Source organism: Enterococcus sp. E4-223 (genome assembly GCF_035727065.1).
Lineage (GTDB): Bacteria > Bacillota > Bacilli > Lactobacillales > Enterococcaceae > Enterococcus_B > Enterococcus_B faecium.
The window spans coordinates 446,531-469,501 of sequence record NZ_JAPMLH010000001.1 but is presented as its reverse complement, the minus strand read 5'-3'; the positions used below and the strand labels follow the sequence as shown (position 1 = coordinate 469,501).

The 22,971-nt window shown below is 38.2% G+C and carries 21 protein-coding genes; 10 read left to right on the top strand and 11 right to left on the bottom strand.

Annotated features, from left to right (window positions below; translation table 11 throughout):
• Positions 1–4 precede the first annotated feature (4 nt).
• Positions 5–265 carry a hypothetical protein gene (locus tag OS139_RS02315; protein ID WP_002291816.1) on the top strand — a complete coding sequence of 87 codons (261 nt, stop codon included), beginning with the start codon at positions 5–7 and terminating at the stop codon, positions 263–265.
• Between the two features lie 13 nt (positions 266–278).
• Entirely contained in the window at positions 279–1,031 is a 753-nt protein-coding gene (locus tag OS139_RS02310; protein ID WP_002288278.1) for a class II aldolase/adducin family protein, read from the top strand.
• A 93-nt stretch (positions 1,032–1,124) separates the two neighbouring features.
• Here OS139_RS02310 and OS139_RS02305 read toward each other — a convergent pair whose 3' ends face one another.
• The 4 genes from OS139_RS02305 to celB form a co-directional block, all read right to left on the bottom strand.
• On the bottom strand, positions 1,125–1,730 hold the full coding sequence (locus OS139_RS02305) for an alpha/beta hydrolase (RefSeq protein WP_002306966.1): 606 nt from the start codon (positions 1,728–1,730) through the stop codon (positions 1,125–1,127).
• 55 nt (positions 1,731–1,785) lie between these two features.
• A complete protein-coding gene (locus OS139_RS02300; RefSeq protein WP_002288275.1) occupies positions 1,786–2,760 on the bottom strand; it encodes a ring-cleaving dioxygenase in 975 nt (324 codons plus the stop codon).
• Between the two features lie 377 nt (positions 2,761–3,137).
• Positions 3,138–3,857, bottom strand: a complete 720-nt coding sequence (locus OS139_RS02295) for a GntR family transcriptional regulator (RefSeq protein ID WP_002294363.1) — start codon at positions 3,855–3,857, stop codon at positions 3,138–3,140.
• 126 nt (positions 3,858–3,983) lie between these two features.
• Positions 3,984–5,255 (bottom strand): PTS cellobiose transporter subunit IIC, encoded by a 1,272-nt coding sequence (celB, locus tag OS139_RS02290; RefSeq protein ID WP_002294365.1) that lies wholly within the window; start codon positions 5,253–5,255, stop codon positions 3,984–3,986.
• Between the two features lie 152 nt (positions 5,256–5,407).
• Here celB and OS139_RS02285 point away from each other — a divergent pair, with 152 nt between their 5' ends.
• The 4 genes from OS139_RS02285 (at position 5,408) to OS139_RS02270 (ending at position 8,550) form a co-directional block, all read left to right on the top strand.
• Entirely contained in the window at positions 5,408–6,805 is a 1,398-nt protein-coding gene (locus OS139_RS02285; protein WP_002331876.1) for a glycoside hydrolase family 1 protein, read from the top strand.
• Positions 6,806–6,885: 80 nt separating this feature from the next.
• Positions 6,886–7,326: a universal stress protein gene (locus OS139_RS02280; RefSeq protein ID WP_002289467.1), complete on the top strand. Its 441-nt coding sequence runs from the start codon at positions 6,886–6,888 to the stop codon at positions 7,324–7,326.
• A 147-nt stretch (positions 7,327–7,473) separates the two neighbouring features.
• Positions 7,474–7,800, top strand: coding sequence for a PadR family transcriptional regulator (locus OS139_RS02275; RefSeq protein WP_002289468.1), 327 nt, complete (start codon positions 7,474–7,476; stop codon positions 7,798–7,800).
• Complete coding sequence (locus tag OS139_RS02270) at positions 7,801–8,550, top strand: permease prefix domain 1-containing protein (RefSeq protein ID WP_002306962.1); 750 nt, start codon at positions 7,801–7,803, stop codon at positions 8,548–8,550. It abuts the gene before it with no gap.
• A gap of 79 nt (positions 8,551–8,629) precedes the next feature.
• On the opposite strand, the gene OS139_RS02265 is transcribed toward OS139_RS02270, so the two are convergent.
• Positions 8,630–9,085: a Spx/MgsR family RNA polymerase-binding regulatory protein gene (locus OS139_RS02265; RefSeq protein WP_002289471.1), complete on the bottom strand. Its 456-nt coding sequence runs from the start codon at positions 9,083–9,085 to the stop codon at positions 8,630–8,632.
• A gap of 426 nt (positions 9,086–9,511) precedes the next feature.
• Entirely contained in the window at positions 9,512–9,787 is a 276-nt protein-coding gene (locus OS139_RS02260; RefSeq protein ID WP_002306959.1) for a hypothetical protein, read from the bottom strand.
• Between the two features lie 293 nt (positions 9,788–10,080).
• Between OS139_RS02260 and thiD the strand changes: the two genes are divergently transcribed.
• A complete protein-coding gene (gene thiD / locus OS139_RS02255) occupies positions 10,081–10,896 on the top strand; it encodes a bifunctional hydroxymethylpyrimidine kinase/phosphomethylpyrimidine kinase (RefSeq protein WP_002306958.1) in 816 nt (271 codons plus the stop codon).
• Positions 10,897–11,099: 203 nt separating this feature from the next.
• On the opposite strand, the gene cls is transcribed toward thiD, so the two are convergent.
• On the bottom strand, positions 11,100–12,551 hold the full coding sequence (gene cls, locus OS139_RS02250) for a cardiolipin synthase (protein ID WP_002306957.1): 1,452 nt from the start codon (positions 12,549–12,551) through the stop codon (positions 11,100–11,102).
• Between the two features lie 340 nt (positions 12,552–12,891).
• Here cls and OS139_RS02245 point away from each other — a divergent pair, with 340 nt between their 5' ends.
• Positions 12,892–15,558 (top strand): cation-translocating P-type ATPase, encoded by a 2,667-nt coding sequence (locus tag OS139_RS02245; RefSeq protein ID WP_002331875.1) that lies wholly within the window; start codon positions 12,892–12,894, stop codon positions 15,556–15,558.
• Positions 15,559–15,921: 363 nt separating this feature from the next.
• Positions 15,922–16,674: a class I SAM-dependent methyltransferase gene (locus tag OS139_RS02240; protein ID WP_002289269.1), complete on the top strand. Its 753-nt coding sequence runs from the start codon at positions 15,922–15,924 to the stop codon at positions 16,672–16,674.
• Between the two features lie 21 nt (positions 16,675–16,695).
• Here OS139_RS02240 and OS139_RS02235 read toward each other — a convergent pair whose 3' ends face one another.
• On the bottom strand, positions 16,696–17,850 hold the full coding sequence (locus tag OS139_RS02235) for a hydroxymethylglutaryl-CoA synthase (RefSeq protein WP_002289270.1): 1,155 nt from the start codon (positions 17,848–17,850) through the stop codon (positions 16,696–16,698).
• Positions 17,851–18,034: 184 nt separating this feature from the next.
• Between OS139_RS02235 and OS139_RS02230 the strand changes: the two genes are divergently transcribed.
• Positions 18,035–20,476 carry a hydroxymethylglutaryl-CoA reductase, degradative gene (locus OS139_RS02230; protein ID WP_002306954.1) on the top strand — a complete coding sequence of 814 codons (2,442 nt, stop codon included), beginning with the start codon at positions 18,035–18,037 and terminating at the stop codon, positions 20,474–20,476.
• A gap of 329 nt (positions 20,477–20,805) precedes the next feature.
• On the opposite strand, the gene OS139_RS02225 is transcribed toward OS139_RS02230, so the two are convergent.
• The 3 genes from OS139_RS02225 to OS139_RS02215 form a co-directional block, all read right to left on the bottom strand.
• Positions 20,806–21,510 (bottom strand): hypothetical protein, encoded by a 705-nt coding sequence (locus tag OS139_RS02225; RefSeq protein ID WP_002331874.1) that lies wholly within the window; start codon positions 21,508–21,510, stop codon positions 20,806–20,808.
• 188 nt (positions 21,511–21,698) lie between these two features.
• Complete coding sequence (locus OS139_RS02220; protein WP_002289275.1) at positions 21,699–21,944, bottom strand: hypothetical protein; 246 nt, start codon at positions 21,942–21,944, stop codon at positions 21,699–21,701.
• A gap of 16 nt (positions 21,945–21,960) precedes the next feature.
• Positions 21,961–22,812 carry an aldo/keto reductase gene (locus OS139_RS02215; protein WP_002306953.1) on the bottom strand — a complete coding sequence of 284 codons (852 nt, stop codon included), beginning with the start codon at positions 22,810–22,812 and terminating at the stop codon, positions 21,961–21,963.
• Positions 22,813–22,971 lie beyond the last annotated feature (159 nt).

Below are 22,971 nucleotides of genomic sequence, written 5' to 3'. Positions count from 1 at the left end.
AGTAATGAAAAGAGAAGAGACAGATAAAATAAAATGGACAGTCGCTCTTTGTGGTACACTTCTGCTATTTCTATATGGACTCTTTACTCAGAATATCATCATCAATCTATTGGTCATTTTTTTCGCACTAGTGATCTATAAATATGGAAATCACGTTTTATTCAGAGAGTACGATGAAAAAAGAAAACGGAAAATAGAAGAATCAATAAAAATAAAAGAAGCTACCAAAGAAATATTGAGAGAAAAAAGTTTTATAAAAAGATAATGGAGGGGTCATTATGTCAGATGGACGTATGTTATTTGAGAGAGAACGACAGGACATGGCACGTATCGTAAGAGTGATTTTCGAAAGGAAAAACACAAATGTCGCAGGAGGGAATTTTTCCTTTAAAACCACTGATGATCAAGGGAAAGACTACATCATCATGACGCCGACCATGATGTCAGAAGCCTATCTAGGAGAGATTTCTCCTGCACAGGTTCTAGTAGTAGAACCAAGAACGCGTAGAATCGTTGACGGAGTCGGTCATTTAACTCGGGAGATCAATATGCATGAAGCGATGTACGAGACTAATCCAGCTATCAAAGCTGTCCTCCATGCTCATGCGCCTAATGCAATGTTCTGGGCGACTACTGGGTTGCCTATGCCTAATTTGACAGAAGCCACAGCTAAAGTAAAAGAGATTCCTGTCATGGACTTTGAGCCTAATTGCTCTGAAGAACTTGCTGAATTGACAAGCGACTATGTAAAAAAACAGCATCTTGAATTACCGCATATGTTGCTGCTCAACTCTCATGGCGTATTGATCAACACAGGTGGAGAATCAGGAATCGAAGCTATCCATAAAGCACTGCAAATCCTTGATACAGTTGAATGGAATGCAGAAATTGCCTACAAGCAGACGATTTTTCAAGCATTAGGGATTACTGACGGTTTTTATTCAAAAGGTGAGAAAATCGGGGGATTGGAAGAGTTGAAACATAAAACGGCTATTTATAATAAATCTGTTATTGCAGCTGGTGGAGACTAACCTATCTGACACAAAAAACTACGACTTTCACAAAATCTGATCCAGATCGATATCTGCTTCAGGTTGTATTATGTAAGTCGTAGTTCTTTTATTTTATTTAGTTAAGAGGTGGTCTGTCCATTCCCTCGCTTGCTCGATTTCGTCCATCGTCAACTGATGACCTGTTACAGTTAGCTGGATGGTCACATTTGCTTGGCGTGTTTCGAATTGATCGGCCAATTCTTTAAAGGAAGCAGGGGAAACGATTGGATCGTTATCACCATAAGAAAGCCAGACGGTTTTATCCTCTAATGTGGAATGGCTTTGATGAACACCTAGAGACATTGGATGGAAAAACAACCCTTTATTTAGCTCGGTCTCACGCTCCAATAATAGATGGGCAGCGATATTTGCGCCATTTGAATAGCCGACAAGCAGCCAATCACTTAACGGTATCTGTTCTGTTTCGCTGATTTCTTTGATTTTTTCATGGAGTTTATCTGTTTCTTTTTCCAAACTGTCCAGGTCGAATTGATTCAATCCATTACGCTTGAAAAAACGATTCATCCCATCTTCTTGGACCGTGCCACGAAAAGAAAGCAATGTACTGTTTGGTGCAAGAAAGTGAGCGATATCCAGTAAAGAATGTTCATCGCCACCTGTGCCATGAAGTAAGATCAAATGCTTGCCACTTGTTCCTTTTTCAAAAATATAGGTCATTTTGTTCCCTCTTTTCTGTTTCTATAGATGCAAAAAATGAAGTAGCATGAAGAGATTATTCACGTTTTTTATTTGCATCACTTGTATCGAAAGGACGGACATAGGCTTCAATGGCTTCACGACGTTCTTCTAAGAATGGAGGAAGAGATAGTTTTTCTCCTGCTGATTCTGCTGGTTCATCTTCAAGGAATCCAGGACCATCAGTTGCTAATTCAAACAGTACGTGATGAGCGGCTAGGAAGTACTCAGATTGGAAATAGAAACGATCGACGAAACCAGAATTTGGCAATTCAATCTTATTGATTACTTGAATCCAGTATTCCAATGCTTCTTTGTCTGCTACACGCAATGCTAAGTGATGGATATTTCCAAATCCTTCGATTGCTTTTGGCAAGTCTGTCCGATGTTCAATAATGATGCTTGCACCATTTCCCCCTTCACCGATTTCAAATAAGTAGAAATCTCCTGAATGGTCTGTTTCTTTGAATCCTAAGATTTTTTCAAGAATCAAGCGGATATGCTCTAATTGACTGACACGGACAAAGACAGGTCCAAGTCCTGTGATCGCAAACTCTGTCGGTACATTGCTGTTTTTCCAAGGAATGCCAGCTGCTACACCTTGATTGTTTTCGTCAGAGATCAATTGATAATACTGATTATCGAAATCTTCAAATTCGATATATTTTTTGCCGAAACGTTCATTGATTGCTGAATGAGTAACGTCATATTTTTCAAAACGTTCCAACCAAAAGTCTAATGCTGCGTCACTTGGCACACGGAAAGAAGCACGAGAGATCGTATCTGTTCCTTTTTTTCCTTTTGGCTGATTTGGAAAATCAAAGAAAGTCATATCTGTTCCTGGCGCACCAGTATCGTCTGTAAAGTAAAGATGGTAAGTTTCGATGTCATCTTGGTTAACTGTTTTTTTGATTAAGCGCATTCCTAAAATATCTGTAAAAAAGCGGTAGATTTTTGTAGCGCTAGATGTCATTGCTGTGACGTGGTGAATTCCTCTGATTTGTGTATCCATGATAAATTTCCTCCTGTTAACTTACAAAAAGTAAGTAGTTGATTTAGACATAGTATAGAGGATGCATCTCTATTTTGCAATTAATTTGTCTTCTAAAGTATCAGGAAGGGATCAAGAATGGAAAAGAGGAGGGACGGATCAATAAAATAAAAAGACTTACGACTAGCTGTATCGATTTCAAAAAAACTAGCTTTAAAAAGCTAACTTTAGAATCATTACGGGTGGTCATAAGTCTTTTTATGCTGAGTTATTTTTTCATTTTTGAGCTAATGCTTAGGATAGGATAGAATGTTGATTTCACGATCTCTTCTTGTTACTTGAAACTGCTTACCACTGTCACGATCTCTTGGTAAACGGCTTTTTCACAACCTCTTCATTTAAGTTGAACGCACATCCAGCACAGAATAGTTCCGAACATCAAATCGGTTTCGGCTGGAAGAATATTCAATCGGCTGTCCATCTTTGAGATAGACGACTTGCTGAACTTCCAGTACAGGATCGTTTTCTGCACAGTTCAAATATTGCTGATCATATTCATCACTTTTATCTGCAGAAATAGCACGATAAGCCCCTGCAAAATGGACATTCAATTCTTGATGAAGATGATCATAGATAGAGGCTAACAAATGTTCTTTTTTTAAACCCGGCACAAGATGGACTGGCATAAAGGTATGCTCTAAAACATATGGCTCGCCATCTAAGATCCTTAACCTGTGAATATTGTAGACAGGTTGCTCGGCATCGATCATCAATCGTTCTTGGATATATTGATTAGGGAATTCAACATCAAAATGAATGATTTGACTCTTCAAAGAACGATGTCTGCGTTTCATTTGGAGACTCAAACCTTCATACTCGTTAGCGGGCGATGTGTCTTTTTGCATAAATGGATGATTCAAGATTTTCGTTCCTGATCCTCGCTGCGAATAGACAAGCCCTTCCATTGCTAAGATATTGATGGCTTTTTTGATTGTCATCCGGCTCGCACCAAATTCTTTTACCAAGTCCACTTGATTAGGCAAAAAACTATCGGGAGGATACTCTTTTGAACGGATACGTTCTCTTAAAATATTTGCGATTTCTTCGTATTTTGGCACGTTATTCACCTCTTCTAGAGTATAACGAAAGATTATGCTTCCGACAACTCGAAGTAGCATCTGGAACATTGTTTATTCGAAAAAAGAGGTCGTGACAAGTTTTTGTCACAACCCCTTAATGATCTATTAAGCAATATCTAAATCTGGTTGTTTATCTAGTACTTTCAGGAATGGGTACCAGATAAAGGCAACGATGACAAAGTCGATGACTTGCAGCATACCACCAAGCCATGAATTTGTTGCTAAGACACCGCTTGCAATGATTGGCACAGTCCATGGAACAGAGACGCCAGTTGGTGCAGGGACAAGTCCAGCAGCCATTACCAAATAATTGAACGTCGTTACGATTAGAGGTGCCACAACCCAAGGAATAAGGATTGTTGCATTCAATACGATCGGTAGACCGAAGATCGCTGGTTCATTTACATTGAAAATACCAGGTGCTAAAGCTAATCGTCCAACATCACGATACTGTTTCTTTTTAAGAACAAAGGCCATCAATAAAACGACAGCTAAAGTCATTCCAGAGCCACCAATACCAACAGTGAAGGTTTCCATGAATGGTTTTGTGATGATGTGTGGTAATTCTTTTCCATGTTGATAAGCTTCTAAGTTATCAAGCATCAGTGTATTCCAAATCGGGTCCATTACAGAGTTGACGATGATTTGTCCGTGAAGTCCGAAGAACCATAAGAATTGGACAAAGAACAAAGCAATCAATGTTGCAGGTAAACTACTTCCCAAACCAGTTAATGGTTTTTGGATCACTTCATAAACGACGTCATGTAAGTTAGCATTGAAAATACCAGTCATCACAGCATTGATTACTAAGAAAATAGTTAGTGTCACTACAGCAGGGATCAAAGCGGCAAATGATTTTGTTACTGCAGGCGGAACTCCATCAGGCATTTTGATCTGCCAGCCGCGTTTCGTGATTCTGCAGTAGATTTCTCCAGCCAAGAAAGCAGCGATCATTCCAATGAACATTCCTTTTGCGCCAAGACGATCAAGTGAAAGCACACCAGTCACATCTTCACCGCCAGCGGTTTTCATTGCAAAAGGCGTAAGAATCAAGAAGCTGGCAAAAGACACGGCACCACCGAAAATACCTTCAACGTCATAAGATTTTGATAAATAATAGCCGATACCAAAAGTAACAAAAACCGACATGATGCTCATTGTTGCATTTTGTCCGTTACCGAATAAGTTCGATAAAGTTCCCTTTGTTGCGTCACTGAAAAAAGGCAAGTTATTGATAACGACAACGATCGAACCGAACATCGTTAAAGGGAAGGAAAGCATGAAAGCATCCCGCAGCACTGTAAGGTAACGATTTTGCCCTAATAAATTAGCTAAGGGCATGATTTTCTCAGAAAGCTTGTCCATAAAACCGTTCATTTTTATTCACCTCAAATTTATTTGCAATCGATTACATACAAAGTATAACGCCAAAAATTTTAAATGTCTAGTCATTTTCATAAAAAGTATTGATTTATTTTTTAGGGTTCGTTATGATTACGGTATCAAGAAAAAAGAGAGGAAGTAAAAAAATGAAAACCTACACATTCCCAGAAAATTTTTGGTGGGGTTCTGCTGCTAGCGGACCGCAAACAGAAGGAAGAGTAAGTGATGATGGTAAAGGAGAAAATATTTGGGATCATTGGTATGAATTAGAGCCTGAAAAATTCTTCGATCAAGTAGGACCTGAAAAAACTTCGCAAGTTTACACAAAATACAAAGAAGATGTTCAGTTAATGAAAGAAACTGGCCATAACACATTTCGTACATCTATCCAATGGAGTCGTTTGATTCCAGAAGGGACAGGTGAAATCAATCAAAAAGCTGTTTCTTTTTATCGAGATTATTTTACTGAATTGCTGGATAATGGTATTGAACCTTTTGTGAACCTTTACCATTTCGATATGCCACTACCACTGCAAGAAAAAGGCGGATGGTTATCAAGAGAAACGGTCGACGCTTATGTTTCTTATGCAGCAGCGTGCTTTGAACTGTTTGGAGATCTGGTCAAAAAATGGTTTACTCATAATGAACCAATCGTACCTGTAGAAGGAGGCTACTTGTATCAATTCCACTATCCAAATCATATCAATATGAAAGAAGCGGTCCAAGTAGGCTATCATGAGAATCTAGCAAGCGCAAAGGTAATCAAAGCCTACCATGAAGGCGGACATGATGGTGAGATCGGAATCATCTTGAATCTGACACCAAGCTATCCGAGAGATGAAACGAACCCAGAAGATGTAAAAGCGGCGAAGATCGCTGACGCATTCTTCAACCGATCATTCCTTGACCCTGCAGTGAAAGGAGAGTTTCCACAAGAGTTGATCGAAATTGTCAAAGAATTGGCTATAATGCCAGAGATCCATGAAGGAGACCTAGGACTCATCCGTGAAAACACGATTGACCTGCTAGGAATCAATTACTATCAGCCTCGTCGAATCAAAGCAAAAGAAACTCCAATCAATCACGAACATAGCCCCATGCCAGATGATTATTTTGATAATTACGACATGCCCAATAAAAAAATGAATCCATATCGTGGATGGGAAATTTACGAAAAAGGAATCTATGATATTTTAACGAATACAAGAGAAAACTATGGTAATATCAAATGCTATATTTCTGAAAATGGGATGGGGGTCGAAGGAGAAGAACGATTTGTTAACAGCGAAGGAATTATTGAAGATGATTACCGGATCGAGTTTGTTACGGATCATTTGAAATACGTCCATCAAGCAATCCAAGAAGGAACCAATTGTGTGGGTTACCACATGTGGACATGTATGGACAACTGGTCTTGGACAAATGCTTATAAGAATCGCTATGGCTTTATCGCTGTTGATTTGGCACAAGACGGTAAACGGACGATCAAAAAATCAGGTCGCTGGTTTAAAACGGTCTCTGAAAAAAACGGATTTGATGCCTGATATTTTTTGATAAAACGTTCACAAAATGTTTGTTCTAACACTGTAATCGTGCTACACTAACAGTGAAGGAGGCGTTTACAATGGTAGATACTTATCGTAATATTTTAGTAGCAATTGATGGTTCTGAAAAGGCAGAAAAAGCATTTCTTGAGGCAATCACGATTGCCAAACGAAATCAGGCAACGTTGCACATCCTGTATGTCAATGAAGTAACAGGCAATTACTTTGGTGATTTTGCATTTGTTACAACAAGCCTTCAGGAAGAATTGGATGAGGTTGCGGAAAACCAGATGAAAGAACATCGAAACTTGGCAATTGAAAAAGGCCTGACAGATATCGAGACATATGTTCTTTACGGTTATCCAAAGACACTGATTGCTAATTTCCATGAATCGAAAGAACCAATCGATCTGATTGTTATGGGGGCGACAGGTCTGAATGCGGTAGAACGTGCACTAGTAGGTTCCACTACTTCCTATGTAGTCAACCACGCATCATGTAACGTCATGGTTGTAAAATAAATAAATTAAGGGAACAGAAAGCAAAAAAGCATAACGCTTCTTTTGCTTTCTGTTCCTTTTATTTTTTTGTAAAAAATTACTTTACCTGATGAAGTAATCATGCTATTCTAATTACAACGACAGATGGAGTAATATGGAGGAAAGAAAATGATTTCAAGTGATGGAATACGCGGATACAATGATGCGATTATTTTATCGATCCTTAACAAAAACGATTCTTATGGATATGAAATTTCTAAAACGATTCGTGAGAGGACAAATGATTCCTATGTGATCAAAGAGACAACACTTTACTCCGTTTTTGCCCGTTTAGAAAAGAATCAACTGATTGTTTCGTATCCTGGAGAAGTGACTCATGGAAAAAAGCGGACATATTATAAAATCACTGAAATAGGGCGTAATCTTTTAGAAGAAAAAAAGCAAGAGTGGCTGACGACGAAAGACGTAGTCGATCAATTTTTGGAGGGAAATTAAATGGATACAATCCGTAATTATTTAGACAGTCTTTTTATCGGAGTACCTCAAAGTACCGAGATAGATAAGCTGAAAACTGATTTGTTGGCAAATATGGAAGACCATTATCATGAATTGATGGGAGAAGGAAAAAATGAACAGGAGGCCATCGGTACAGTAATTTCGACATTTGGTTCAATCGATGAATTATTAGAAGAACTAGATGTCGAAAAAAAACATCAAGCTGACGAGACGGAAACAAACACAGCTTCTATTTATTTAAGCGAAGCAGAAAACTACTGGAAAGAATACAGAGCGGCAAGTCTCCAAGTGGCATCAGGTGTTCTATTCATTAGCTTATCTTTTGCAAGTTTTCTTTTCTTTTGTTCAGCAGGATATGTGTTCATGGGTATTTCTTGTCTGATTTTCGGTATAGCATTAGCTGTCGGTTTTTTTATTGCTTCTGGTATGAAAATCACACGTTTAAATCACTTTTTGCACCATCGGAAAATACCTGAAAAAGTATTAGCAGAAGCAAAAGAAAAAGAAGAAGGGTATCAGCGAAGTTTTGGCTTCTCACTGATTGCAGGAATCGGATTATGTATTTTTTCACTTTTCCCACTTTTGGCTTCTTTAATGTGGTATATGGATGGTAGTATCGGTGCCTCTATATTTTTTGTTACGGTAGGAACGGGAGTCTTCTTGATCATTTATGGCAGTCTGGTCCGTCATTCTTATCGTCAATTCACTCAAAGTGCTTATTACTGGTGAATGTATTCAGATTTGTAAAAATATTCTATTTATCCGGCGTAGAAAAAAAGACTGTGACACGCTTTTGTCACAGTCTTTTTTATATATAATAATTTAAAAATTCATCATCTAAATCCGTAGAATTTTCTAGATTGCTTACCCATGTAAAATCGTTATAGACAGATTTCAGTTGACTTCTGCGCCATTGTACAGGGATAAAAAGACGCATGCTATCTTCATTGAATCCGACTAATAATTTCTTTCCGTCAGTAATGATGGGACGTTGTAACAAAGTAAAATGCGAGACGATCAGATCGACAAGCTCTGAGGTCGTACATTGGTCGATTTGATCTTTCAAATTTTTATAATCAATCGAGCGTTTAGCTAATAGATCGTCAAATCCGTTTTCTGTTAATGACAATAAATAAAATATCTCTTTCCTTGTTAAAGGCTGTTTAGGTGTGAAAATTCGTTCTCTGTAAGGCATTTGATGGTCTTTCAGCCAGTTTGCCATCAGATGGTAACTATGTGTGCGAGAAGAATAGATCGTAAGCATAAAAAAACTCCTTAAATAGTCCATTAATTTGTTAGATCTGTTGAGATAAATAATAGGTAAGGAGCTGTGCATAAGCTTTGATCAAAACAACCCAAACATCATTAGAAATAACTTTCTAAAGTCTTAAACTTGCGACGAGAAACAACTAGACTAATAGAAAAAATGTCTTAGCCATTTGGCTTCCTGTTTGTTTTTTTGCTTATGCTGCAGCTCCTCGGGAAAGGGTTCTAACAATTTGAAGAAGGTTGATGATTGATCTAGTTTAAATTGTGTGAAATTTGAAATCTGGTGTTTTTACTAGATAAATCACCTAACAACTATGATTATAACTTATAGAACCTATGTTTTGTATTCTGTTTTGTTATAGTTGTTATAAAGTTTTATTTTATTACAGAACATTTTTAATTAATAAAGAACAGTTAGAAGTTAAAATTGCTGATTCACATAGAGTTTATGACTTCTTGGAAATTCTTTTTCAATCAGTTTTTTCATCTGTTTATGAAATTCTTTTTTTTCAGTAAACATAAAGGTTTGGGTATCGTAACCTTCTTCATGTAGGAAATAGATTATTCCTTTTTCTGTGTTTTGCGTATAAGCTTTTATACTCCTGTCTTTTTTGAAAGAACAGATCGTATAGCCAACTATTTGGTCTGGTAGTCGTTTGATTTTCTTCAAAATGACTTTTTTATCCTCAAGTTTCATTTTTTTCACCTGACTTTATTTTTTTCATATGGAAATCATAGCGCCTTTGGTTATATGAAAACAAGAAGGATACTGAAATATATATAAATCAAATAGTGGTTATTTATTATTAGAATAGCGAATACAAACAAACGACAACTATTTTCTGATTTATTACAAATGTTTTTTCAAATAAATTTGATTACCAAGAAAAGGTAGTGGTATATTTACTGAGGGATACTTTGAAAAACATATGGTAGAAACAGTAACAGCATTATGAAAAATCTTTTTATAAAAATGGAGGAATCGATTTGATGGAAGATCAGTATGTACAAGCAATGACGATCGCAGGATCAGATAGCGATGGAAGCGCAGGGATGCAAGCAGATATGCATACATTCTTTACAAGAAATGTTTACGGTGTTTCTGTCATGACCGCATGTGTTGCAGGTAATTCTTGCGGAATCGGAGCAAGTGTGACATTGCCAACAGATTTTATCGACAAAGAATTTGAACTGATTGCGAAGGACTTTCAAATACGTGCAGCTAAAACAGGTATGCTAGCAGATTCAAAGTTGATTGAGACAGTTGTAAAAAATTACCAAAAATATGATTTTGGACCATTAGTCGTGGATCCCGTAATCGTAACGAAACATGGAAATCTTTTACTAGAAGAATCTGCTTTGCAAAGCTTGAAAGAAAAGCTTGTCCCTTTGGCCGAAGTACTGACACCTAATTTTTATGAAGCAGAAAAGCTGACTGGACGGACATTAGCAGCTGAAGAAGATTTTGTGCAAGCAGCAAAAGAACTGCAAGATATGGGTGCAAAAAACGTTATGATCAAAGGACATCATGCTAAAGATGCGCAGCAAGAAACAGTCAATGACTACGTATTGCTCGAATCAGGAAAATCATTTTGGTTAAATGCACCATTTTATCCTACCGACCGGATCAACGGAACTGGCGATTCGCTATCTGCATGTATTGCAGCTGAGTTAGCGAAAGGAAAAACAGTTGAACAAGCGATCCGATTGGCAAAAGACTATGTAAACCGTGCAATTCGTGAAGAAATAAATGTAGGGCACAAATATGGACCCATCAATCATTGGGCAGCTGGTGAATTAGAGTAAAAGAAAGAAGTTGTGAGATCAGCGTCCTGTTCTGAGTATTAGAGAAACAAACGGAAAAATAGTTCTCATGTTTGTTGAATATTGTGACTTGTGACCGAGGAGTTGGCAGGAGAACACCGTTTGTTCGGAAGAAGGGACTGTGACAAGATTTTTGTCACAGTCCCTTTAATCTTAGTATATTTTTCTCTACTTGAATAAAAAAATTATAGGATTGGAGAAAATAATCGAGAAATTTGTTGCTTGAATAATAGCCAGTTAGACATTTCTTTAACTGTTTCAGTTGTCATGGATGAACAATGTGTCTCATCTTCTTTGAACTGAGTAGCAAGTTCTTCTAAAAACTCAGGATCGTAAATGACAGCACTTGTTTCAAAATTCAATCTGTAGCTACGAATATCTTGATTTGCTGAACCTACCATGCAGATTTCATCATCCATTATCAATGTTTTTGCATGGAGGAAGCCGTTCTCATAGACAAGGATTTGTACATTTTCCTTGATCAGCTGCCGAGCATAATATTGTGTTGCTCGATAAATAAAAGGATGATCCGGTTTGTTGGGAATCATGATTTTCACATCTACACCAGAGGCAGTTGCGATTTTTAAAGCAGCAATGACACTTTCATCAGGAACAAGGTAAGGTGTCTGTATCCAAACACGCTTTTTAGCAGAAGTAATCAATTTGATAAATGAAAGCTTGATTTGTTCCCTTTCGTTATTCGGTCCGCTTGAAACAAGCTGGATGGATGTTTCAGCAAGCTTAGATTCATCTCGATCTGCTTTTTTAAAGAAATAATTCAAATGATAGCCGACCTTTTTTTCTTCAGGTACCGAGACGTTCCAGTCTGTTAAGAAGCGAAGCTGGAGCAAAGAAGAAGCGGCACCGAAAATCCGTATATGCGTATCGCGCCAATAGCCGAATTTTTTTGTTGTATTTACATATTGATTGGCAATATTGAAACCACCGGTATAACTAATCTTTCCATCGATCACAACGATTTTTCGGTGATCATGGTAATTCAATCGGAAACGAAGTAATGCCTTTTGTGAGGTAACAAATGTATGGACATGTCCACCATTTTTGATTAGACGATTGAAATCTTTTGCTTTTGTGCCATGAGAGCCAAATGCATCATATAATATTCGAACTTCCACGCCTTCTGCGGCTTTTTCTTCTAAAACATGTAAGACTTGCTGGCCGATATTATCTGTCACAAATGCGTAATATTCGATATGGATCGAATGTTTGGCTTTTTTTAGATCTTGAAGCAGTGAATCCAATTTCTCTTGTCCGTCTGTGAGAAGAGTGACAGAATTCATTCTTGTCAGCGGCATACGATTTAATGAAGAGAAGAAGTCAACAAATTGCTGTTTGTCTTTATCGCCCATGTCAGGATCGTAATGTTCAATGGTATCTCCTCTAAAAGACTGAAAGTTTTCTAATTCTTTCAAGTCACTTTGTCGGAGATAGAATTTTTTCTTATCCGTTAATCCACGTCCGAAAAATAAATATAATACAAAACCCACCCCAGGAAGGGCAAACAATACTAAGAGCCATGCCCAAATGGCTGCTACATCTCGGGGTTTGATCAAAATAGCCACCAAAGCAATAAGTGCATTTAATAGATAAAGGGCGGTTATAATACTAGATACCACAAAAATGTTCCTCCTTACATACAATAACATTAGTATAGCATGATAGAAGAAAGAAGCCTACCAAGGTGAATATACTTTTCACTCCTTTCATGAAAATGTAGGTAAATCGGGCTAAAGTAGTTGCTTTTTGTAGGTTAATAAGGTAGGATATTAGTACAGTTGAATATCTCCTTAGGGGAGTAACCGGCAACGTTTGTTGCGATAATATCAACAGTAAGTTAACCAAATGGTTTTCTGGTATTGTATGAAATGGTGAGACCTAAGACAAATGCGTATTTGTCTTAGGTCTCTTTTTTTTCAGACAGGACTAGGGCCAAGATCAAAAAATGGGGGATGAAATTTGGAAAACAAGGAACAAGCACAACAAGCGGTCTATAAAGAAACGATCGACTCGTTGATGCAGCAAACGCAGAGCTCAACCGATGGATTGAGCACCACGCAAGCGAAGGAAAAATTAGAAAGAGATGGCTTGAACCAGCTAAAAGAAAAGCCGAAGAAGCCAACTTGGAAATTGTTCTTAGAAACTTTCAAAGATGCAATGGTTATCGTATTGCTGATTGTCGCACTGATTCAGATGGTCATGGGTGACTACATCGAATTCTTAGTTATTTTTGCAGTATTGATGTTGAATTCTATAATCAGTGTTGTCCAAACAAAAAAAGCAGAAGGTTCTTTAGAAGCGTTGAAAAACCTTTCAGCGCCCGATGCTCGAGTGATTCGTGATGGTAAGGAAAAAACGATTCCGGCAAACGAACTTGTGGTAGGAGATATCGTGTTGTTAGACGCAGGCGATTATGTACCTGCTGATGGACGTTTACTAGATGCGGGATCATTAAAAGTAGATGAAGGTATGCTGACAGGAGAGTCGACTTCTGCAGAAAAAGAAGTAACGGATATCACAAGTACGGTACCAATCGGAGATCGTACAAATATGGTATTCAGTGGAACGATCGTAACTTACGGACGCGGTAAATTCTTAGTGACTTCAACTGGGAATAATACGGAGATCGGACAAGTTGCTGGCCTTTTGGAATCAACAACTGAGCAAGTCACTCCGTTACAACGAGGTCTGGATAAATTCAGTAAAAAACTAAGTTTGGCTATTTTGGCATTGTCTTTATTGATTTTAGGTATCCAACTGTTTCGTATTTATCTTGGAGAAGGTACAGGAGATATGACTGCAGATATCGTCAGCGCAGTGATGTTTGCCGTAGCCGTAGCCGTAGCTGCTATTCCAGAAGCATTACAGTCTATCGTAACAATCGTGTTATCTTTGGGAACGAATAAAATGGCAAAACGTCATGCCATTATTCGGAAGCTTCCAGCAGTTGAAACACTTGGTTCGACAAGTATCATCTGTACAGATAAGACTGGTACATTGACACAAAACAAAATGACAGTTGTTGACTACTTTTTAGGTAATGGCGATACTGGGGATTTCACAAATAACCCTTCAAAATGGACAGCTGACGAACGTCGCTTGATCGAAATCAGTGTTTTAGCGAATGATGCATCGATCAGTGAAGACGGTACTAAATTGGGCGACCCTACGGAAGTAGCGTTTATCGACTTTAGTGAAAAATTAAACCAGCCTTATCAGGAAATCCGAAACAACTACCCAAGACAAGCAGAACTTCCTTTCGATTCTGATCGAAAATTAATGTCTACTGGACACACGATCGATAACGAAAATTACTTATTTGTCAAAGGCGGACCAGATATCGTCTTCCAACGCAGTAAAAAAGTATTGCTAAATGGTGAAGTCGTTCCGATGACGGATGAATTGATGAAAAAATTCCAAGAGCAAAATGAAGCTTTTTCAACACGAGCATTACGTGTACTAGCTTTTGCTTACCGTCCACTTGATAATTTTGATTTATCATTTGAAGATGAAGACGATTTGATCCTTGTTGGTTTGCTTGCTATGATCGATCCTCCACGTGCTGAAGTGACTCAGGCGGTAACAGAAGCAAGAAGTGCAGGAATCAAAACAATCATGATTACTGGTGACCACAAAACAACAGCTGTTGCTATCGCAAAACAAATCGGGATTTTTGAAGAAGGAAACCTGGCTTTGACCGGGACGGAACTAGATGAATTGACAGAAGATCAACTAAACGAAGTTTTAGAAAAAGTCACTGTTTATGCACGTGTTTCACCTGAGAATAAAATTCGTATCGTTCGTGCTTGGCAAAATAAAGGTCATATCTCAGCTATGACAGGTGATGGTGTAAATGACGCACCAGCATTGAAACAAGCAGACATCGGAATTGCTATGGGAACGGGTACAGATGTGGCAAAAGATGCAGCAGCGATGGTATTGACGGATGATAACTTTGCTTCTATTGTCAGCGCAGTAGAAGTAGGACGTAATGTGTTTGATAATATCAAGAAAGCTATTTCTTATCTATTTGCAGGAAATTTAGGTGCGATCATTGCGATCATCTTTGCCTTAGTTGCTGACTGGTCCAATCCATTTACAGCATTACAACTGTTGTTCATCAATTTAGTCAATGATTCACTGCCAGCAATTGCATTAGGTACAGAAAAAGCTGAACCTGCTACGATGAACCGCCCGCCAAGAGATCCAAATTCAGGAATCTTTACGGACAAAACATTGATTTCTGTAACGTATCGTGGTGTGCTGATTGGGATTGCTGTTATCTTTGCTCAATGGCTTGGCATGCAGCATTCACCTGAATTCGGTGTAGCCATGTCATTTTCAACATTGATTTGGTGTCGGACATTGCAAACATTCCCAGCACGTTCAAACACACAAACAGCTATCCAAGCAGGGTTCTTCTCTAACAGAAGTGTCTTACTAGCTGTAGTTGTATGTAGCGCGCTTTACTGCTTAACAATGATCCCAGGACTGAAAGAAGTCTTCTCTATCCCATCAGCATTTGGATTGACAGAAGTCTTTACATGTATGGGAATCGCACTTGTGACAATTGTTTTGATGGAAATCACTAAATTGATCATTGTACGAGTACAAGGAAATAAATAAAACGAATCAACGAGGTTGTGAGCCTGCCGTTTAATTCTGAGTCACAAGGTGCAATTTCAACAAACAGCTTCTCATGTTTGTTGAATATTGTGACTTGTGACCGAAGAGTTGGCAGGAGAACACCGTTTAAGGAAGAAGTTGTAAAATCAGCATTTTGAGCTAATACTGAGGGTCATCTGATTGGACACTGTTTATTCGGAAAGAGGGACTTTGACACGACTTTGGTCACAGTCCCTTTTTTTATTTATGATAGACGGAAAGCCAATCATTTTATTATTCATCAAAAGAGATAGAATAGATAAAAGAGGAGAATAATTTATTCCGAAAAGTGAAAACATATAACAAAAAATTAGAGGAAATCAAATGAATGAAAAAGAATGGGATGAATTTGCTGAAGAATATTATGAAATCCAGCAAGAATCGCAAGTAACTATTGCTGAAGATGTAAAAAATTATCTGAAAACGGAGAAAGTCCTGCCTGCTGAAACAGCAGCAGACGTTGCTGGAGGATCTGGCAGATTTCTTTCCTTAGCAAAAGAAATTAATCGCTATGATTTGATCGATTTTTCTTCAGGAATGTTAGAAAATGCAAAAAAAGAAGCAGAAAAAAATGAGTTGCCAAATGTTTCCTTTATCAAACAGTCGTTAGAAGAATTTATCCAATCAAATGAGACATATGAAATGGTTTTTACAGCAGCAAATCCAGCATTGGTACATCTTATTCAATTAGAAAAATTGATGAAAAAGTCAAGCAAATGGTGCGTGATAATCAGAGTAGTGGAATCAATCGATGATGTTTTTTATCCTATCGAAAAGCAACTAGGAATGATAGAAGAAGATCCTAATACATCGCCAGTTGTAATGGATCAATTTGAAACATACTTAATTGATGAAGGATTCAAAGTGAAGAAAAAAGATTTTACTTATTTTACACAGGAATCAATTACTGAAGAATTGATGAAGCTATACTATGACGCGTACGCAAAAGATCCTGTTGTGACTAGGTACATTCGCAAACTATTCAGTGAAAAACGAGAAATTCTTAGTACGACTAAGCTGACCTATAGACTGCTCCTTTGGTCCGCAGATAAAAAAAGAACCTTTCACGACTCGTGAAGGGTTCTTTTTATGATTTTATTATATTTTGTAGTAACGAATATCATTTTCGATCTTTGTAATCGAAAAAGGTACATCTGAAGTATATTCTGCACATTCTCCGTGTTCAGGAAGCGTCTCACTGAAAATCGTTTCATATTCGTCAACAGTGATCCGTGTTCGAGAATCTAGCATCTCTTGATGAGATTGTGCGAAGAGATATTCTTGATAGTTTTCTTCCAGATAACCTGTAAAAAATTCACTTACTGCACCAGAACCGTAGCTGAATAGACCGATGCGATCTCCTGGCTGTAGTGATTTCGAATTTTCCAGTAGAGAAGTTAGCCCCAGGTATAATGAACCAGTGTAAAGATTACCGATTCGTCGGCTGTAACGGATGCTTTCTTCATAGCGAGCCATAAGACGTTCCTGATTTTCTTCGTCTGTTTGGTCTAATACGCTTTGCAATGCCTTTTTTCCCATCTTAGTATACGGAATATGGAAAGCAATCGCCTGATAATCTTCGAGTCCTCGACCCGACAATTCTTTATGTCGATTCCAAACTTTTTGGAATGATTCGATATACGTAGAATTAGATAAAGGACCATCAACAACAGGAAATTCGCTATAATCTGGACGCCAGAAATCATAGATATCTTCTGTCAGAAATACGCTGTCGTCTTCAATCGATAAAATACGCGGGTTTTGAGTGATCATCATCGCAACAGCACCGACACCTTGCGTCACTTCACCACCGCTTGCCAAGCCGTAACGAGCAATATCACTTGCTATGACTAGTACTTTTCGTTCTGGATGATTTTTGACATATTCTTTCGCCATGTGCAAAGCTGCGGTGCCACCGTAGCAAGCCTCTTTTACTTCAAAAGAACGAGCAAAAGATTGGATTTTCAGTAAATGGTGGATAATTACCGCACTCGCTTTTGAATGATCAATCCCGGATTCTGTTCCGACGATGACCATGTCGATTAGCTCACGGTCTTTTTCTGTTACGATTTTGCTGGCAGCATTTGCTCCTAGTGTAATGATGTCTTCATTTGCACGATTGACTGCCATTTGGTCTTGACCAATCCCTATATGGTATTTTGCAGGATCATCCCCACGGCTTTCTGCCAACTCTGTCATATCTAAATATAAATTAGGAATAAAAAAGGAAAGACGATCAATCCCTATTTTCATTTCAACACCTCTTTACTTATGATAAAAAACTTACTTTACTAAGGTATCATAAAAAGATTAAAAGAAATATAAAAAAGAGAATATTTAAGGATTGTTAAAATTTAATCTTAGAAAAAAACAACTGGAACAAGAGCTATTTGTTTTTACAGCAAAGAATGGTATATTTTTGTAGGAGGTGGCTTACTTGAAAGAAGTCGTTATGATAGATGCTGCAAGAACGCCGATAGGAAAGTATCGCGGAAGTTTAAGTCCATTTACTGCAGTTGAATTAGGCACACTTGTGACTAAAGGATTATTAGATAAAACAAAACTGAAAAAAGATAAAATCGATCAAGTAATATTCGGAAATGTCCTGCAAGCTGGTAATGGTCAAAATGTTGCCAGACAGATTGCTTTGAACAGCGGTCTCCCTGTAGATGTCCCAGCAATGACGATCAATGAAGTTTGCGGATCTGGTATGAAAGCAGTGATCTTAGCACGCCAGCTGATCCAATTAGGTGAAGCAGAACTTGTGATAGCCGGCGGAACAGAGAGTATGTCTCAAGCACCTATGCTGAAATCGTATCAGTCAGAAACAAATGAATATGGTGAACCAATTTCCAGTATGGTCAACGACGGATTGACTGACGCATTTTCAAATGCACATATGGGATTAACCGCAGAGAAGGTTGCAACACAATTTTCTGTGAGCAGAGAAGAGCAGGATCGCTATGCCTTGTCGTCCCAGTTGAAAGCAGCACATGCTGTCGAAGCCGGTGTATTTTCTGAGGAGATCATCCCAGTCAAGATTTCTGATGAAGACGTGTTATCTGAGGATGAAGCAGTTCGTGGAAATAGTACATTGGAAAAACTGGGCACGTTACGTACAGTATTCTCAGAAGAAGGAACTGTAACAGCAGGAAATGCTTCCCCGTTGAATGACGGTGCCTCTGTGGTGATCCTTGCATCCAAAGAATACGCAGAAAATAATAATCTGCCTTATTTAGCAACCATCAAAGAAGTAGCGGAGGTCGGTATTGACCCAAGTATCATGGGAATCGCTCCAATCAAAGCCATTCAAAAATTGACAGATAGATCAGGAATGAATTTATCAACAATCGATCTTTTTGAGATCAATGAAGCATTTGCAGCTTCTTCTATCGTAGTTAGCCAAGAACTGCAGTTAGATGAAGAAAAGGTCAATATATATGGAGGAGCAATCGCATTAGGCCATCCAATTGGTGCAAGCGGTGCACGTATCTTGACTACATTAGCTTACGGATTGCTTCGCGAACAGAAGAGATACGGTATTGCTTCATTATGTATTGGTGGAGGTTTAGGCTTGGCAGTCTTGTTAGAAGCGAATATGGAGCAAACACATAAGGATGTGCAAAAAAAAAAGTTTTATCAGCTTACGCCATCTGAACGGCGCAGTCAATTAATAGAAAAAAATGTATTGACACAAGAAACTGCGTTGATTTTTCAGGAACAAACACTTTCTGAAGAGCTCTCCGATCACATGATCGAAAACCAAGTGAGTGAAGTGGAAATCCCAATGGGCATCGCGCAGAATTTTCAAATCAATGGCAAGAAAAAATGGATTCCGATGGCAACAGAGGAACCATCTGTCATTGCAGCTGCAAGTAATGGTGCAAAAATCTGTGGAAATATCTGCGCAGAAACACCTCAGCGGCTGATGCGAGGGCAAATCGTTCTATCAGGAAAATCGGAGTATCAAGCAGTGATCAATGCAGTTAATCATCGAAAAGAAGAGCTGATTCTTTGTGCAAATGAAAGTTATCCTTCAATCGTGAAACGCGGGGGCGGTGTTCAAGATATCTCTACTCGGGAATTCATGGGGAGTTTCCATGCATACTTATCTATTGATTTTTTAGTGGATGTAAAAGATGCAATGGGCGCTAACATGATCAACTCGATTCTTGAGAGTGTGGCAAACAAGTTACGGGAGTGGTTCCCTGAAGAAGAGATTCTATTCAGTATTTTAAGTAATTTTGCTACAGAATCATTGGCTTCTGCCTGTTGTGAAATCCCATTCGAACGTTTAGGGAGAAACAAAGAAATCGGTGAACAAATTGCCAAAAAAATCCAACAGGCAGGGGAATATGCGAAGCTTGACCCTTACCGTGCAGCAACGCACAACAAAGGGATCATGAATGGTATAGAAGCTGTAGTGGCAGCTACAGGAAATGATACACGTGCGGTTAGCGCTTCGATCCACGCCTACGCGGCAAGAAATGGATTATACCAAGGATTAACAGACTGGCAGATCAAAGGGGATAAACTAGTTGGAAAACTAACGGTGCCTTTGGCTGTTGCCACAGTAGGCGGAGCTTCCAATATCCTGCCAAAAGCAAAAGCATCTTTAGCTATGTTAGATATTGATTCAGCCAAGGAACTAGCACAAGTAATTGCTGCAGTAGGGTTAGCTCAAAACCTGGCTGCTTTGCGTGCATTAGTTACAGAAGGAATCCAAAAAGGCCACATGGGACTTCAAGCTCGTTCATTAGCGATCTCAATTGGGGCTATTGGTGAGGAAATCGAGCAAGTTGCGAAAAAATTACGTGAAGCAGAAAAGATGAACCAGCAGACAGCTATACAAATATTGGAAAAAATCCGGGAAAAATAAAAAAGCAATATCTTTAGAAGAATAAAGCAAGATTTACAGTTATTTTATTTACTGCAGATCTTGCTTTTTTCTCTATCAGAAAATATGTTTATTATTAGAATTTTTTATAGTTAAGGTTAGGCATCTTAAGAAATCAGGCAACTCCAAGATATCTTCAGATAGAAGAGAAGTCGCCTAATATTGTAGGATCATAGGTGATTTGTTGGACAGGTCAAGCTGATATTTGAGCCTGATGTTAGAAGGAATTTCTTTTTACTTGCTGTAGAAATTATTATATGACTAAAAAGGCTGGGATTTTAAATCCCAGCCTTTTATGACAAATAGAATTTTTATCGATCAGTAATCGCTGTCGCTGCAAATTGTTCGATCAAAGGAATCAAAGTCAATTTGACTTTGTATTTCCGTTCGAGTGCTTTTTCGATAACGAACTCATTTTCAGTAGTCATAGAAATAGTTGCTAATTTACGAGGTTCATCAGCATTTTTTTCATTAATAACTACTTCATGTTCATTTTGTTCTGTGTAAAATTTAGGATACTCAGCAACGGCTTTTGAAAAATCAGCAAAACTTAAAGCGGCATTCGTATCAGTTGAGCATGTATTTTCAGTTGTGTCCGCTTTTGGTTTTTCCGTTTTTTCTTCTGGCACACTGACTGTTTCTTCTGTAACTGGTGTCGCAACAGCTTGCGCAGTTGGTTCATCGTTTTTCAATCGTTGATCATTCCAGTAAGACACGATTTCAATAAGAAGATTGTCACGGAATCGTTCGAAAATCCCGTTTTCTCCTGAACGAATTCTCTTTAATACAGTATTGAAGTTGTCATCGATTGGCACGTTGATCCGTGTATCTTCATTTGTTTTCCCAGCTAATCCGATCGTTAAGATTTGACGGTTTTTGGGATCAAGCATGACTTGTAACGGCAAACCATAACGTCGCAAGCTCTCTTCTTCTAGAGAACGGAATAATTGTCCTCTTACACCATCCAATGAAGGACGGAATTGATTTAATAATTTTTGTTTCTGTTTTTTCTTCATATGTTCTCTCCTTCGCTCATACCCTTTCGATTATAAGAAAAAAACAGCCAAATGAAAAGGAGTAATGCAAAAAAACTTGCGTATACGCAAATTACAACAGAAAAATTTGCGTATTTTCCCGTTTTTTGAAAGAAAAATAGAAAGAATGGAACGGATTATGTATATATACATAATCCGTTCCATTCTTTCTATTTTTTCGGTATCAAGGCAAAAACAGGTAGTTCAGGTGAATAAATGACTTCATGTTCGTGCCAGGGTTTGACCATTAGCGAATGATCGAACCGTTTTTTCAGTTCTTCGATGATTTGATCATGTGTCCAGTTTCTTGCAGGAAAATGTTGGATTTTCTCTGCATCGATCAAAAAGACAAAATCGGAATGAAAAGTCTGGGTAACTTCTTCCGAGAGAGAATTCAAGCGTTCGATTGGATCCATAAAATCACCTTTCGACTTAAAATTGGGTAGTATCTGGGTCTTTTGCTTTGCCGACTACACCATCTAACTGATCGATTTGTTTCATTTCTTCTTCTGTTAATTCAAAATCAAATAATTCAGTATTTTCTTTGATTCTGCTTGGTGTCACTGACTTAGGAAGAGGAAGGAATTCGTGTTGCAGCGACCAACGCAAAGCAACTTGTGCAATCGTCTTGTCATGTGCTTCAGCGATTTGTTTCATTTCGGGCACATCGAAGATTTTACCAGTGCCTAATGGACTATATGCTTCGAGGATCATATCATGTTTTTTTGCATACTCAACTACAGTTGGCTGTAATTCGCCTGGTGCAAGGAAAACTTGATTGACCATCGGCATAATTTTTGCTGTTTTTGCTAGTGTATCTAGATGGTGGGGTAAGAAATTGCTCACACCGATTGCTTTGATTTTACCTGCTTCATACAGTTCTTCAAATGCTCGCCATGTATCTGCATTTGCTTGTTCCCAATTATCACGAAAAGCAACAGGGTTTGGCCAGTGGATCAAAAACAGATCTAAATAATCTGTTTGGAGCTTCTTCAATGATTCTTCAAAAGAAGACATCACAAGTTCATAGCTGTGGTTTGCATTCCATAATTTTGTTGTCAAGAATATCTCTTCTCTAGGAATTCCACTTTCCTTAATCGCTTGGCCGACACTTTCTTCATTCTTGTATCCTTGGGCAGTATCGATATGGCGATAACCTGCAGCCAGCGCTTCTTTAACAGAGGAAACAGCGACATTCCCATCAGGTGTTTGCCATGTGCCGAATCCTACTACCGGGATTTCGTAACCATTTGATAGACGATAAGTGCTTGTTAATGAATTCATACTTTCAGCTCCTTTTTTATTCGTTCAACTATAAGTGTAGCGCATTTTTCGAAAAAAAGAATCCATTTTGTTTCTACTCTTGAAATTTTTGTTTAAAAGAAAATGATTTTGATTCTGGTATTTTTGATTTTTTTTCCGTAAACTAAGACAGAAGGGAAT